Origin of the sequence: Microvirga sp. 2YAF29 (assembly GCF_052114605.1) — a bacterium.
Lineage (GTDB): Bacteria > Pseudomonadota > Alphaproteobacteria > Rhizobiales > Beijerinckiaceae > Microvirga.
The window spans coordinates 65,937-80,947 of the sequence record NZ_JBFRFB010000001.1; the positions used below are offsets into that span (position 1 = coordinate 65,937).

Annotated in this window: 14 protein-coding genes; 11 read left to right on the forward strand and 3 right to left on the reverse strand. The window is 61.1% G+C overall.

All coding sequences use genetic code 11. From position 1 onward, the window contains the following. Positions 1-122: 122 nt before the first annotated feature. From chvE to AB4Y85_RS00315, 6 genes are all read left to right on the forward strand, one after another. The gene (chvE, locus tag AB4Y85_RS00290) at positions 123-1,187 is read left to right on the forward strand and encodes a multiple monosaccharide ABC transporter substrate-binding protein (protein ID WP_441982851.1); all 1,065 of its coding nucleotides are present in this window, start codon (positions 123-125) and stop codon (positions 1,185-1,187) included. 80 nt (positions 1,188-1,267) lie between these two features. Continuing rightward, positions 1,268-2,797: a multiple monosaccharide ABC transporter ATP-binding protein gene (mmsA, locus tag AB4Y85_RS00295; RefSeq protein ID WP_441982852.1), complete on the forward strand. Its 1,530-nt coding sequence runs from the start codon at positions 1,268-1,270 to the stop codon at positions 2,795-2,797. Between the two features lie 2 nt (positions 2,798-2,799). Beyond that, positions 2,800-3,996, forward strand: coding sequence for a multiple monosaccharide ABC transporter permease (mmsB, locus tag AB4Y85_RS00300; protein WP_441982853.1), 1,197 nt, complete (start codon positions 2,800-2,802; stop codon positions 3,994-3,996). Between the two features lie 101 nt (positions 3,997-4,097). Further along, complete coding sequence (locus tag AB4Y85_RS00305) at positions 4,098-5,573, forward strand: aldehyde dehydrogenase family protein (protein WP_441982854.1); 1,476 nt, start codon at positions 4,098-4,100, stop codon at positions 5,571-5,573. 104 nt (positions 5,574-5,677) lie between these two features. Beyond that, on the forward strand, positions 5,678-6,076 hold the full coding sequence (locus AB4Y85_RS00310; RefSeq protein ID WP_441982855.1) for a response regulator: 399 nt from the start codon (positions 5,678-5,680) through the stop codon (positions 6,074-6,076). Positions 6,077-6,139: 63 nt separating this feature from the next. After that, entirely contained in the window at positions 6,140-6,382 is a 243-nt protein-coding gene (locus AB4Y85_RS00315; protein ID WP_441982856.1) for a hypothetical protein, read from the forward strand. Between the two features lie 27 nt (positions 6,383-6,409). Here the strand turns inward: AB4Y85_RS00315 and AB4Y85_RS00320 are convergent, their stop codons facing one another. After that, complete coding sequence (locus AB4Y85_RS00320) at positions 6,410-6,886, reverse strand: YidB family protein (RefSeq protein WP_441982857.1); 477 nt, start codon at positions 6,884-6,886, stop codon at positions 6,410-6,412. Between the two features lie 155 nt (positions 6,887-7,041). On the opposite strand from AB4Y85_RS00320, the gene AB4Y85_RS00325 reads away from it, so the two are divergent. After that, on the forward strand, positions 7,042-7,965 hold the full coding sequence (locus tag AB4Y85_RS00325) for a ribokinase (RefSeq protein ID WP_441982858.1): 924 nt from the start codon (positions 7,042-7,044) through the stop codon (positions 7,963-7,965). Here the strand turns inward: AB4Y85_RS00325 and AB4Y85_RS00330 are convergent. Next, positions 7,962-9,212 (reverse strand): AGE family epimerase/isomerase, encoded by a 1,251-nt coding sequence (locus AB4Y85_RS00330; protein WP_441982859.1) that lies wholly within the window; start codon positions 9,210-9,212, stop codon positions 7,962-7,964. The genes AB4Y85_RS00325 and AB4Y85_RS00330 overlap by 4 nt on opposite strands. A gap of 158 nt (positions 9,213-9,370) precedes the next feature. Between AB4Y85_RS00330 and AB4Y85_RS00335 the strand changes: the two genes are divergently transcribed. Beyond that, a complete protein-coding gene (locus AB4Y85_RS00335; RefSeq protein WP_441982860.1) occupies positions 9,371-10,093 on the forward strand; it encodes a sigma-70 family RNA polymerase sigma factor in 723 nt (240 codons plus the stop codon). 153 nt (positions 10,094-10,246) lie between these two features. Next, a complete protein-coding gene (locus AB4Y85_RS00340; protein WP_441982861.1) occupies positions 10,247-10,666 on the forward strand; it encodes a hypothetical protein in 420 nt (139 codons plus the stop codon). Positions 10,667-10,690: 24 nt separating this feature from the next. Here AB4Y85_RS00340 and AB4Y85_RS00345 read toward each other — a convergent pair whose 3' ends face one another. Further along, positions 10,691-10,864: a hypothetical protein gene (locus tag AB4Y85_RS00345; protein ID WP_441982862.1), complete on the reverse strand. Its 174-nt coding sequence runs from the start codon at positions 10,862-10,864 to the stop codon at positions 10,691-10,693. Positions 10,865-11,062: 198 nt separating this feature from the next. Here AB4Y85_RS00345 and AB4Y85_RS00350 point away from each other — a divergent pair, with 198 nt between their 5' ends. Next, on the forward strand, positions 11,063-12,442 hold the full coding sequence (locus AB4Y85_RS00350) for a M10 family metallopeptidase (RefSeq protein ID WP_441982863.1): 1,380 nt from the start codon (positions 11,063-11,065) through the stop codon (positions 12,440-12,442). 837 nt (positions 12,443-13,279) lie between these two features. Then, a complete protein-coding gene (locus tag AB4Y85_RS00355; protein ID WP_441982864.1) occupies positions 13,280-14,995 on the forward strand; it encodes an ArnT family glycosyltransferase in 1,716 nt (571 codons plus the stop codon). Positions 14,996-15,011 lie beyond the last annotated feature (16 nt).

Below are 15,011 nucleotides of genomic sequence, written 5' to 3' on the forward strand. Positions count from 1 at the left end.
GAACGGCCCTGGTCAGCGGGTCACGGCTGACACAAGTTCATTGTCGAGAAGCATAGAGGGTCATGCACCGGGCACGCCAAATACCGGCCTGGGCATGCACATATCAAAAAGGGAGAACGGCCTTGAAGAATTTCAAGACAACTCTGGCTATCCTGGCTCTCGGAGCCGTCGGCCTTATCGGCGCGGCTCAGGCCCAGGATAAAGGCACCGTTGGTGTCGCCATGCCTACCAAGTCGTCCGCACGCTGGATCGACGACGGCAACAACATGGTCAAGGTGCTCAAGGAAAAGGGCTACAACGTCGATCTGCAATATGCCGAGGACGACATTCCCAACCAGCTCGCCCAGATCGAGAACATGATCACGAAGGGCCCGAAAGTGCTGGTGATCGCGGCTATCGACGGCACCACGCTCTCGGATGCGCTCCAGCAGGCCGCCGACAAAGGCATCAAGGTCATCGCCTATGATCGCCTCATCCGCAATTCCAAGAATGTCGATTACTACGCAACCTTCGACAACTTCCAGGTCGGCGTGCTCCAGGGCGGCTATATCGAGAAGGCGCTTGGGCTGAAGGAAGGCAAGGGCCCCTTCAATGTCGAATTGTTCGGCGGTTCGCCGGACGACAACAACGCGTTCTTCTTCTACAACGGCGCAATGTCGGTGCTCGACCCCTACATCAAGAGCGGCAAGCTTAAAGTTCAGAGCGGCCAAATGGGCATGGACAAGGTCTCGACCCTGCGCTGGGACGGCGCCGTCGCCCAGGCCCGCATGGATAACCTGCTCTCCGCTTATTACACCGACAAGCGCGTCGATGCGGTGCTGTCTCCCTATGACGGCCTGAGCATCGGCATCATCTCCTCGCTCAAGGGCGTCGGCTATGGTTCGGCCCAGCAGCCGATGCCGGTCATCACCGGCCAGGACGCCGAGGTGCAGTCGGTCAAGTCGATCCTCGCCAAGGAGCAGACATCGACGGTCTTCAAGGACACTCGTGAGCTCGCGAAGGTGACCGTGAACATGGTCGATGCCGTGCTGTCCGGCAAGCAGCCGGAAGTGAACGACACCAAGACCTACGAGAACGGCATGAAGACGGTTCCGTCTTACCTGCTGAAGCCCGTGAGCGTGGACGCCTCCAACTGGAAGGAAGTTCTGGTCGGCAGTGGCTACTACAAGGAAGACCAGCTCAAGTAAGAGCGATAGCGGAAGCGGACCCTGCGCGCGAGCGCAGGGTCCTCGTTCATTTCTGGAAGGCCTATGCCTGAGGACATGCGATGAATGCGATCCTTGAAATGCGAGGGATCACCAAAACATTCCCCGGCGTGAAGGCGCTGGACGACGTCAACATCACCGTCAAGGCCGGCGAAATCCATGCGCTGGTGGGCGAGAACGGCGCCGGCAAGTCCACGCTGATGAAGGTGCTGAGCGGCGTCTATCCGCATGGCTCCTATTCCGGATCCATCGTTTATGAAGGCGAGGAGCGCCGCTTCAAGGGCATCGCCGACAGCGAAAAACTCGGCATCATCATCATCCACCAGGAGCTTGCCCTGGTGCCGCTCCTGTCGATTGCCGAGAACATCTTCCTCGGCAACGAGCAGGCGGAATACGGTATCATCGACTGGTCGCTCGTCTTCTCGCGCACCAAGGAATTGCTCAAACTCGTCGGGCTGAATGAATCGCCCGAGACGCTCGTCACCAATCTGGGAGTCGGCAAGCAGCAGCTCGTTGAGATCGCAAAGGCCCTCTCGAAGAAGGTGAAGCTCCTCATCCTCGACGAGCCGACGGCGAGCCTGAACGAGAAGGACAGCGATGCACTCCTGAACCTGCTGTTGCAGTTCAAGGCGAAAGGCATCTCCTCCATCCTGATCTCCCACAAGCTCAACGAGATTTCCAAGGTCGCGGATTCCATTACCGTCCTTCGCGACGGCAGCACGGTCGAAACTCTCGATTGCCGGGTGCAAGAGGTGAGCGAGGACCGCATCATTCGCGGCATGGTGGGCCGCACCATGGAGGACCGGTACCCGCATCGAGAGCCGAAGATCGGCGAGACGATCTTTCAGGTCGAGAACTGGTCAGCTTATCATCCCCTTCACAGCAACGTTCAGGTGGTCAAGAACGTCAACCTGCACATCCGGCGCGGCGAGATCGTCGGCATCGCGGGCCTCATGGGGGCAGGGCGGACGGAATTCGCCATGAGCCTGTTCGGCAAAAGCTACGGCCAGAACATCAGCGGCCGGGTCACCTTGCACGGCAAGGAGATCAACGTAAGCTCGGTCGAGAAAGCCGTCTCGAACGGGATTGCCTATGCCACCGAGGACCGCAAGACCTATGGCCTCGTTCTCGATGAGGACATCCGCAAGAATGTGACGCTGGCGCATCTGGACGGAGTCTCGAAATATCTTGTCATCGACGATATTCGCGAACTGGCCGTCGCCAACGACTTCCGCAACAAGCTGCGTATCAGAAGCTCGAACGTCTTCCAGCAGACGGTGAACCTGTCCGGCGGCAACCAGCAGAAGGTCGTCTTGAGCAAGTGGCTCTTCTCGGACCCGGAAATTCTTATTCTCGATGAGCCGACCCGAGGAATCGATGTCGGTGCGAAGTACGAAATCTACACTATCATCAACAAACTGGCGGATGCCGGGAAGGGCGTTCTCATGATCTCGTCCGAAATGCCGGAGCTGCTCGGCATGTGTGATCGGATCTATGTCATGAACGAGGGCTCTCTCATCGCGGAGCTCGATGTCGCAGAGGCATCCCAGGAAAAGATCATGCACGCCATCGTGAAGTCGGGGAGACGCTGAAGATGGATACGAGAACCGCAGACGAGCTTCACGTTCCCCAGAAGACGTCATGGCTCGACTTCGTCAAGACGCATTTCCGCGACTACGGCATGATGCTGTCGCTCCTCGTCATCATGCTGTTCTTCCAGGTGGTGACGGACGGAACCCTGCTGCGTCCGCTGAATCTCACGAACCTCGTTCTGCAGAACAGCTACATCGTCATCATGGCTCTGGGCATGCTGCTCGTCATCGTGGCGGGCCATATCGACTTGTCCGTCGGCTCCATCGTCGGCTTCGTCGGCGGTCTGGCGGCGGTGATGATGGTGCGATGGGGTATCGACCCAATTACCACGACCATTGCCTGCCTGATCGTTGGCGGCCTCATCGGCGCGGCGCAAGGGTATTGGGTGGCCTATTTCAAGGTGCCGTCCTTCATCGTGACGCTGGCCGGCATGCTCGTGTTCAAAGGCCTGACGCTTGCGCTTCTCGGCGGCATGTCGGTCGGCCCATTCCCGGTCGCCTTCCAGCGCCTCAGCTCCGGCTTCATTCCGGACGTTTTCGGCGGGCAGGGGTTCAACTACACGGCTCTGTTCCTTGGCGCCGCCAGCATGATTGTGCTGATTTATTTCAGCATCCGCAACCGCTCGAACCAGCTCAAGCACGCGGTCGAGACTGCGCCGTTCGGCCTGTTCGTGTTCAAGAACGCGCTGCTCGCGGCTCTGGTGCTGGCCTTCTGTTATCTGCTGGCCACCTATCGCGGCTTGCCGAACGTTCTCATCATCATGGCGGTGCTGATCGCGCTCTATGCCTTTGTGACCAACAGAACGACCATCGGCAGACGGATCTATGCGCTCGGCGGCAACGAGAAGGCGGCAAGGCTCTCGGGCATCAAGACCGAGCGCCTGACCTTCCTGACCTTCGTGAACATGGGCGTCCTGGCGGGGCTCGCCGGTCTCATCTTCGCCGCACGCCTGAACACGGCGACCCCGAAGGCCGGTCTAGGCTTCGAGCTCGATGTGATCGCCGCCGTCTTCATCGGCGGGGCTTCGGCGACAGGCGGCGTCGGCAAGGTCACGGGGGCCGTGATCGGTGCCTTCGTCATGGGTGTCATGAACAACGGCATGTCGATCCTCGGCATCGGCATCGATTACCAGCAGGTCATCAAGGGCCTCGTGCTCCTGGCCGCCGTTTCGCTGGATGTGTACAACCGGAAGAAGTAAACGAAGGCTGTTCGTCAAGGCAGCCGCATTGGCTTAAACGTACATCGCGATGCCGCCGGTCGATAAGATCACGGGTGGCGGTGCATGGAATGGAGTGAGAGATGACGAAGAATTACATTGCAGGCGAATGGGTCGCCGCATCCGAGGCCGCGCCGAACCTCAACCCATCCAACACCAATGACGTGATCGGTGACTTCGCCCGCGCCTCCGCCCGGGAGACCGAGGCCGCCATCGCGGCTGCTTACGATGCCTTCCCGGCCTGGTCGCGCTCCTCCATCCAGACCCGTCACGATATCCTCAAAAAAATCGGTGACGAGATCATCGCCCGCAAGGACGAACTCGGCCACCTGCTCTCCCGCGAAGAGGGCAAGACGCTTCCTGAGGGTATCGGCGAGGTCACCCGCGCCGGTCAGATCTTCCTCTTCTTCTCCGGTGAGTGCTTGCGGATGGCCGGCGAGAAGGTGCCCTCGGTCCGCCCCGCCATCGATGTGGAGATCACCCGCGAGGCGGTGGGCGTCGTCGGGCTCATCACTCCCTGGAACTTCCCGATTGCCATCCCGGCCTGGAAGATCGCCCCGGCCTTGGCCTACGGCAACACCGTGGTGTTCAAGCCCGCCGAGCTGGTGCCGGGTTCCGCCCATGCCTTGTCCGAGATCATCATCCGTGCCGGCGTGCCGGCGGGCGTGTTCAATCTGGTGATGGGCAAGGGCTCGGTCGTCGGCGAGGCGATGCTGCAAAGCCCGAAGGTTTCTGCCGTTTCCTTCACGGGCTCGGTGCCCACGGGCCGTCGGGTCGCCATGAGCGCCATCACCGCTGACCCGATGAAGAAGATACAGCTGGAGATGGGCGGCAAGAACCCGATGGTGGTGCTTGACGATGCCGACCTGAACGTGGCGGTGGAATGCGCCATCAACTCGGCCTTCTTCTCCACCGGCCAGCGCTGCACCGCCTCCTCGCGCCTGATCGTGACGGAGGGCATCCATGACCGCTTCGTGGCGGCCATGCAGGAGCGGATGGCCAAGCTGGTGGTGGATGACGCCCTCAAGAGCGRCACGCAGATCGGCCCGGTGGTGGACCAGAGCCAGCTCGACCAGGACCTGAAATACATCAAGATCGGCCAGGAGGAGGGCGCCAGGCTCGTCGCGGGCGGTGATCTGCTGAAGCGGGATGCGCCGGGCTTCTATCTGCAGCCGGCTCTTTTCACGGAAGTCGCCAATTCCATGCGGGTGGCGCGAGAGGAAATCTTTGGGCCGGTGGCGACCGTGATCCGGGCGAAGGACTATGACGAGGCGCTGGAACTGGCCAACGACACGCCGTTCGGCCTGTCCACAGGCATCTGCACCACGAGCCTGAAGCATGCGGGCCACTTCAAGCGCAATGCGGAAGCGGGCATGGTGATGGTGAACCTGCCGACCGCCGGCGTGGACTATCATGTGCCGTTTGGCGGCCGGAAGGGGTCGTCTTACGGGCCGCGCGAGCAGGGTCGGTATGCTCAGGAGTTCTACACCACAGTGAAGACGGCCTACACCTTCGACGGCAACGGGCCATACGTGCCGAAGACAAAGGGCAGCGAGTAGGTTTTGCGCACCGTCATGGCCGGGCTTGTCCCGGCCATACACATCATTTTTCAGTAACGGCCACGATTGTTGGAACCTGGATCGGGGTCGCCCGTTTCCGCTCAATGAAGCCGCGACGCGAGATCCTCAATCGGCCTGTCGTCCTCCTTGTCGAGGATGAATCTCTCGTGCGGCTGACTCAGGTCGAGATCCTCAAGGATGCCGAGTTCTGGGTGGTCGAGGCTCAGGATGCGGATGAGGCGTTCGATCTCCTGAAAAGTCGCCCCGATATCAGTGCCGTTCTCACGGATGTGAACATGCCCGGCTCCATTGACGGGTTCGAGTTCGCCCGTCTCGTCCGGCAAGGCTGGCCGGATGTCGGCGTGCTGGTGATCTCCGGAAAAGTTGCCCCCAAACCGGGCGACCTGCCGATAGGCGCTCAATTTCTGCAAAAGCCCGTGAGGCCTAAGGATTTGGTGGAAGCACTCAAGCAGGTCATGGCCTCCAAGAAGCTCGATGCATGATCAGGTGAATGCGCCTGGACCGGCGTCTGGCAGCTTGTGGATCGGGTCACGAAGGGGTGAGTCATGACAAGGCCGAAGATGGGTTTTGGCGGCCGTCATGTGCCGCTGCCCCGCTCCAGATTGTTGAGGATTTCGCTCGGTGTCGCCCTGGTGACGGGTGGACTTCTCGGCTTCCTGCCGATCCTCGGCTTCTGGATGATTCCGCTCGGGATCATCATTCTCTCGATCGATCTGGCGATAGCCCGCCGTTTTCGTCGCAGAACCGTCGTCTGGTGGGGGCGCAGACAAAGAAAGAGGCGGATCTGAGAAGACCCGCCTCGCTCTCAAAAGGGTTCAGGAGGGAAGGCGTCCCTCCGGGGTGTATTGATCGACCGCATTAGGCAGCTCCTTCGACAGGCGTGAAAGAAGTTCCTCGCGCGAAAGTCCGGTCTGTTGCGTCAATGTATTGAGAACATCCGGTCCGATGGCTTGTTCGAGCTGCGTGGGTGCGATGTCCTTGTTGGGACCCGTGCCGACCCAGGAATCCGCAACATCGCCCTGACCGCTCTGGCGGAAGCTGTCGAGCAGTTCCCCAAGCCCACCGCCGAGAAGGCCACCGGCGCCTGCGCCTGCGCCACCAAGTCCGCCTAGCAACCCGCCAAGGCCGCCGAGGCCGCCAAGGCCACCCTGCTGTTGCGGCTGCCCGGGAAGGTTGGGATCGGCAGAAGCCTGACCGCCGCGCAGCATTTCCGAAATCTTGTCACGATTCTGATAGCCTGCAATGGCAAGAAGCCCAAGAAGGGCAGTCATGGAAGGGAATCCGCGGCTCATGTCACTCCTCCTGTGTTGACCGGAAACGAACGACTTGGCGGCGAAATCGGTTCCGCTAAGCAACGCTGAAGCAGTGTTGTTTCAGAAGTACTTCGGGCTGGCATGACATGCGAACTGACCGTGCTAGAAAACAAGGTGAGGCGAGGGTAGGCGCGATGATTGTCGTGTTCGGATCGATCAATATGGATCTCGTCGCCAAGGTGCGCAGCATTGCGCGCCCGGGCGAAACGGTTCTGTCCCGGCGGGCCGACAGCTTCTTCGGCGGCAAGGGCGCCAATCAAGCGGTCGCGGCCGCGCGTGCCGGAAGGGTGCCCGTCGCCATGGTGTCCGCCGTCGGCGACGATCCGTTCGGGCAGGCCTGCCTGACCAACCTCAAGGATCAGGGCATCGACATTGCCGCTGTGCGGATCAGCAACGAGCCGACCGGATGCGCCTTTATCGCCGTCGATGACGCGGGCGAGAATGCGATCACCGTCGCGAGCGGAGCCAATATGGCCGTCCGCTCCGTGGATATGACCGATGAGCTTCTTTTAAAGGCATCGGTACTGGTGCTTCAGATGGAAGTGCCTCTGCCGGAAAATCTCGATGCGGCGGCCCGGGCGCGACGGGCAGGCGTAAAGGTCATCTGGAATTTCGCACCCGTGCCGGATGGAGCCGAACGCGACACGATTGCCGAATTGCTGGCAAGGACCGACGTGCTTGTCGTCAACGAGCATGAGGCTTCGTCCATCGCCGCCATGATCGGGGAAAACGTAGATGAGGATTGTCTCAAGGCTGGGCGCATCATCGCCGCCTCGTTCGGGACGACGTGCATCGTCACGGCGGGTGCGCGGGGCGCTTACGCCATCGATCCCGATGGCACGCAGACCCACGCAGCCACCCGCTCCATCATCCCTGTCGATACGACGGGTGCCGGAGATACCTTCGTCGGTGTTCTTACGAGTGGGCTGGCGGAGAGCCTGCCGATCGATGCGGCCATGCGGCGCGCCTGTTCTGCTGCATCGCTCGCATGCCTTGCATCCGGCGCGCAGGCCGGCATGCCGATGCGTGCGGCTATCGACGAAGCGCTCAGGGCTTAAGCGAGGCTCTGCGGAATGACGCGCGTGAGGCTGCCCGTTGCCGGGAAGAGCGGGATGAGGCATGCCTGAAGCGCGTGGTAGAGATCGGGCTTGCCGGTGAAGACAGTCGATGCCGGCGCGAGATCTTCCGTCAATTCAGGTCGCCAGCCGCCATGCACATGATCGATGAGGTGGTTCTGCGCGAAGCTCCATGCCTGCCGATACCATTGCTCATGGAAGTCGCTGGGCCGGTGTTCGATGAGGAACGATGCCGCGCCGATGGCCTCCGCGCAGGGCCACCAGAGTTTTTCCGGACGTCTCGGCTGATCGTTCCAATCGAGCGCATAAAAGAAGCCGCCCCTCTGACGGTCCCATCCGAGTTCGATGGATTGCCGGAACAACTCACTTGCTGCATCCGGCATCCAGGCATGGCGCTCGCCTCCTAAACTCCAGAGCTGAAGAAGAAGCCGCGCCCATTCGAGCCAGTGGCCCGGCGTCGTGCCGTAGGGCCGGAACATGTCGGACCCGCGATATTCCTTGTCGAGGCTCCAATCGGCGTTGAAATGCTCCGCAACGCGGTAACCGAGAGAAGCGGCGTGGCGCCCGATGATGAGGCTTGCAATGCGCTCGGCCCTGTCGAGATAAATGCGCTCGCCCGTGGCTTCATATGCAGCCATCAAGGCTTCCGTCAGGTGCATGTTGGAGTTCTGGCCGCGATAGGCGCTCAACGGCGACCAGTCGCGAGCGAATTCCTCACGCACCGCCCCATGCCGCTCCTCCCAAAACCGCTCGTCGATCACCTGCGATATATCCGCCAGGAGCGTGTCGGCGAGCGGATGGCCGACGACCTTGGCGCTCGAAGCGGCAAGGAGGACGAAGGCATGTCCATAAGCCTGTTTCGTGTCGTCCTGCGGGCCATCGTTGTCGAGCGACCAGAGATAGCCGCCGTGCTGCGCATCGCGATGGCCGTTCCAGAGATCGCTCATGCCGTGATCGACGATCGTATCGCAGCCGGGCCTGCCCAGCAGATGGCCGATGGCGAAGCAATGCACCATGCGTGTGGTGCTGTGGATCTGGCGTAGCGGATTGGATCGGTTCAGCGGTTTTCCGGAATCAGCGAGATTGTAGAAACCGCCCTCGGGATTGATGAGTCCTGGCTGGAAAAAATCGAACAGGTCATTAACCTGCTCCAGAAGCCATTGCCTGTGGAATCTGTTCGCTTTCCAGCTTGAGCCGGTGGGTGGAAGGACCGGAAATGTATCTGCCATGGGGAAAGCCTCTCGAACGCTTCCGCTCGCACACAGAATAGTGATTCCCCGCATCCAAGGGGAGTGAGACCTTCGATGCGGTCGGATGACGCACTTTCTATAGGCGAATTGTCACTCCAGGTATTCAAATCTCAAAACTGTGCCCCAGATAATCCGGCATGCCCGATACATTGAAATCCACTCCTTCGATCACTCATTCGGACAGCCCCGCTGCGGCCCTGAGCGCGGGCGTCCGGCTTCATCTCGGCAAGCAGCTCCGCGCCCTCTATGGGGACCCCGCGGAGAGCAAGCTCCCACGGGACTTGGCGAAGCTCGCCGAGCGCGTGTCCCAGGTTATCCGCGCCCATACGGAGCCGGTGGACCAGGCTTTCGTGGATGGCGTCATGGATGCCCTGCCGAACCTGCGCGCCTTCGCCTTGTCCCTGACGGGGAAGCTCGATCAGGCCGAGGACCTGGTTCAGGATACGGTGCTGAAAGCCCTGACAAAGCAGGATACTTTCGAGTCCGGCACGAACCTTCAGGCCTGGCTCTTCACCATCCTGCGCAACGGCTTCTACTCGACCCACCGCAAGACGAGCCGTGAGGTCGAGGACGGAGACGGCAGCCATGCGGCAAGCATGGTCGCGATTCCGGATCAGGAAGACAAGCTCGCCCTGCAGGATCTCTCGACGGCTCTGGAAAAGCTGCCCCAGGAGCAGCGCGAGGCGATCATCCTCATCGGCGCGGAAGGCATGTCCTATGAGGACGCGGCCGAAGCGCTCGGCGTGAAGGTCGGCACGATCAAGAGCCGTGTGAACCGGGCTCGAAATCGCCTGGCGGAATTGATGGGAGTCGCCTCCGAGCGGCTCAGCAATCACCACAGCGAAGCACCGAGCGCTTGATACCATTCAAGGCCCCGCATGCGGGGCCTTTTCTTTGCTGCCTAAAATATCGGCGTGATGTGATCATGCCGATAGCGAACTTTCGCTAAGTTTCACGGTTGAGCTGACAGCTGGTGGGTGCTCGTAAGCCGCTCTTCTGCCAAGGAGGGGAGCATGGAACATAGACCTCTGTCTGAATTGGGTCACGTCGCCGATCTGAAGCCCTCGCAAAAAGTCGTCCTGTCGAAACGCGAACGCCTGGACCGATGGGCTGAACTTCTCGAACGCGATCCTGAGCGCGTTCTTAGAACCCTCGATGAAATCGAATGGAAACCGAAGGCCGTCCGGCGAGCGCTGCGGGCCGATAATTCGGCTTTGACGGTCGCCTTAGATGACCCGGTGCTACGGGAAGCAGGCTTGTTGAGCGACAAGTTCGGCGATGCCGTCGATTTCTTCCAAATCTCCGAACACGATGCACATATCGTGCTCTGCTCGTGCCATGGCGGTGAATCCATGCGCGCGGAGGAGGCGGCTCGCCGCGTGCGCGGAATTCGCTCTCCGAGCCTGTGGTCGCTTTATTTCGGCTGGCTTTGAGAGCCAGGCGGTTCTGAAGAGTTCTCAATCCTTGTGCGGATCGAACTCTCCAGGACCGGCCATCGCCGCCGCGAATGGGCGCGGAGTGTGATCGATGCGATCGTCTTCGCGTCGTGCCCACCTTAGATGCGGGTGTTCGTGCGTGAGGCCCTGATCCTTATCTGCGTCGTTGGTCTGGATGAGATCGACAGATTTCATGCCGATAAGCTTGTCCGATAGACGGCCTTGATCTGTCAATAAACAGGTCGGTTAAGTTATTAAGCCCATATCATGCGTATTCATGCTCAAAGCGGTGAATAAATATCCAGCAAAAATCTCTTTTTCATCCTTAAGAAGGATAAAAGCGGCGCTCGCGATGTGCAGTATGAACGGAGAGGATGACTTGCGAGGATTTGTATGGTCGGCACAATTTCGGTCCAACGCACCGGCAATCAGGATATCGACGGCGTTCTATCGGCTTCGCGCTGGAACGGCTTGAATCTCAACTACAGCTTCCCGACGGATGCCGCTCACATGGGAAGCGCCTATGGATCGGGGGAGACGCAGAACAACTTCGCGGGCCTGACCGCGCTTCAGACTCAGGCCGCAAGGAAGGTTGTGGGCGTCATCTCCTCGTTGACGAACCTTACATTCACCGAGATTCAGGAGACGCAAGCCAACCACGCAACCCTGCGCATGGCCCGCTCGGACGAGCCCGAAGCCGCATGGACCTATCTGCCGGGGGATTATGCGGAGGCAGGAGACAGCTGGTTCGGCAATTCCAGCGGGTGGTTCGATGACCCGGTTCAGGGCGACTATGCTTATTACGTTTTCATGCACGAAATCCTGCATGCCATCGGACTCAAGCACGGGAATGAGACCGGCGGTTTCGGAGCCATGACGTCTGGGCGCGACTCCATGGAATATTCCGTGATGACCTACCGGTCCTATGTGGGCGCGCCGGGGCAATATCTGGAGAACGAGGACTGGGGCTTTGCCCAAACTCCCATGATGATCGATATCGCCGCCCTTCAGCATCTCTACAGCGCGAATTACGGCACCCATGCGGGCAATACGGTCTATCGCTGGGACTCCGCGACCGGGCGGGCCTTCATCGATGGGATCGGTCAGGATGTGCCGGGCGGCAACCGGGTCTTCATGAGCATATGGGACGGCGGCGGGGTCGATACCTACGATCTCTCCAACTATACGACTGGCCTGCGGATCGATCTGCGGCCGGGAGAATGGTCCAGACTGTCTTCGACTCAGACGGCGATGCTCGGCGAGGTGAACCCGGCTCGCGGCAACGTCGCCAATGCGATGCTCTACAAGGGTGACGTCCGTTCGCTCATCGAAAACGCCATCGGCGGGCCGGGCGGGGACGTTATCATCGGCAACCAGGGCGGCAACCTGCTCAAGGGCGGAGGAGGCGGCGACAAGCTTTCAGGCCTCACCGGATCGGATACCCTGGTCGGCGGCGCGGGAAAGGATTCGTTCGTCTTCGAGACGCGCCCGAGCAGCGGCAGCCTCGATCGCATCTGCGATTTCTCTGTCGCTGACGATACCATCATCCTGGAGAATGCGGTCTTCACGAAGGTTGGAAGCGCTGGAAAACTCTCGACCTCAGCCTTCTGGGTAGGGTCGAAAGCTCATGATTCCACTGACAGGGTCGTCTACGACAAAGGCCTCGGAAATCTCACCTACTATGCCGATGGTACCGGCACGACCGCTCCCGTGCAGTTCGCTCTGCTGCCGAAGGGGCTGAGCATGACCGCCGCCGACTTCATCGTCGCGTGAGGCCCAGGCGATATAAGATGCTGCCATCACGATTGGAGAGGCGGCATCTCATAGGGCTGGGATCGCCGGAACGAGCCCGGCGATGACGGGCGGAGGGCGCCGAGCGGTCATCCCGGACGGCGCAAGCCGATCCGGGATTGCGTGCAGAATCGAGCATGCTTCTCTGTCATTCCGGGGCGAGCATGAGCGAGAGCCCGGAACCCATAAACACCGTAGGTACAGGATAAGGCTGTGCAGATCTAAAAGCTTTTCTTGCAACGCCGTGGTTATGGGTTTCCACGCCTACGGCGCGGCCCTTCGGGTCGGGCTCCGCTACGCGGCCCCGGAATGACAGCGCTCTCTTCTGATGACGATCCCGGATCTGCGCTGCGCTCCGTCCGGGATGACCACGAGAGGGCAAGGGCGGCGCACCCTTGTGTTCTGCATTTGTTCTTGACAATGATCCTAACCTTGGCTATACCCCTTCCCAGCCTGATCCACCGAGGGGCGCGCTCGCGAGGCGTCGTGATTGTGGGATCGGGCACGGTCCTGCTGTGGGCGTCGCAAGCCCGCTGCCAGGAGGCCCTCCGCTGAAAGACGCGGTGTACGCCTAAAAAAGCCGTGCGCGGGGAGCCGTCAGGTTCTCAACACAAACACACAACGAGCCGGACGCCTCCTCGCGCCCTCCCTCGATCCAACACCCTCGGGCGAAACACGCCGCGAGGCCGTTCGTACTTGTTCCTTGACGGACCAATCCTTGATTTGACTTCCAGGCGGCTTTGGAGGACATGAGCGCCTTTGCGGGCTTCGTCTCCTGGAGAGCTTCCGGGGAGGGGCCGGCCGCCTCCGGAGTCATCGATGGACGGTACCGTCCCCCAGCAGCACCTCTCCCTTCGCCGGTTTTCCCTGGCGCAAGCAGCCAGCGTCGTCGAGCGGAGCCACGCCCGGCTCTGCGCCGTGCTCGTGCTCCTGTGCCTCGCCTGCTTCCTGCCGGGCTTTACCGGCCTTCAGCCGATGGACCGCGACGAGCCCCGTTATGCCCAGGCCTCCAAGCAGATGCTGGAGTCGGGCGATTTCGTGGATATCCGCTTCCAGGACGAGGCGCGGCACAAGAAGCCGGTTGGCATCTACTGGATGCAGAGCGCCACGGTGGCGCTTGGCGAAGCTCTGGGCGTGCCCGAGGCGCACACCACCATCGCCCTTTACCGCCTGCCGTCGCTGTTCGGCGCCATCGCGACGGTCCTTCTGACCTATTGGGCAGCCTTGGCTTTCTTCGCCCGACGAGGGGCCTTCCTGTCGGCGGCCCTCATGGCCACCTGCATCATCCTTATGGTCGAGGCCCGGCTGGCCAAGACCGATGCCATGCTCACCGCGTGCTCGGTCGCCGTCATGGGGGGCCTTGCGAGGGCTTATCTGAGCCGAGGTGCGGGAGTGCTGCCGCGCCGCGCCCTCCTGATTTTCTGGACGGGCTTTGCCCTCGGCATCCTCATCAAGGGGCCGCTGGTGCTGATGTTCGCCGGCCTCACGGCTGCGATCCTGTCCTATAAGGAACGTTCCGCCCGCTGGCTTCTCACCCTCAAGCCCTGGATCGGCCTTGCCGCCACGCTGGCCGTGGTGCTGCCCTGGTTCGTCGCCATCACCATCAAGAGCGGCGGTGCGTTCTTCTCCGAGGCCGTCGGCCACGACATGCTGGGCAAGGTCGGTACGGCGCAGTCGTATCATTGGATGCCGCCGGGCTTCTATCTCCTCTCGTTCTTCGCGACCTTCTGGCCCGGCGCGATCCTGGCCGCCATCGCGGTGCCCTTCGCCTGGATCCACCGGCGCGAGGAGCCGGTGGCCTTTGCGCTGGCCTGGATCGTGCCTTCCTGGCTCGTTTTCGAGGCCGTTCCCACGAAGCTGCCGCATTACACGATGCCGCTGTTCCCGGCGGTCGCGATTCTGACCGTCATGGCGATCTCCCGTCATTTCGTCGGGCCGCACCGCCCCGCAGCGAAGCTGACCACGATCCTCATTCCGTTTATCCCTATCGGGCTCGCTGTCGGCCTGTCGGTGGTGAACTGGAACTTCGACGGTACGCTGCCGTACCGGGCTCTTCCGGCCTTGGTTTTCGCCTCGCTGCTAGGCCTCTGTGGATGGTGGCTCTTCGTTCGGAACAAGGTCCTCAAGTCCATGTGGGCCGGGTTCCTGGCGGCGATCTGCCTGTCCATCGGCGTGTTCGGCTTTGCCCAGGAGGATCTTCGCTCCCTCAAGGTGTCGCCGAAGCTCGCCGAAGCGGCGCAGAATTTTCCGGGCGTGAAGAGCGTCGCAACCCTCGGCTATCGCGAGCCAAGCCTGGTGTTCCTTGTCGGCACCGATCTCGACATGCTCAATGACGGAGCGGAGGCGGCGGCCTATCTGAGGCGGAACGGATGCAGCCTCGTCTTCGTCGAGAGGCGCTTCGAGGACGAGTTCCGGGCGGCCATTGCGCGGAGCAGAATCAATCCTTCACTCTCGACCCGCGTCACCGGATTTAATATCAACAGTGGGCGCCGGGTCGATATCGGCGTCTACCGCATGGATTCGGGTTGCGTCTAGCCGAACCTGCATTGCA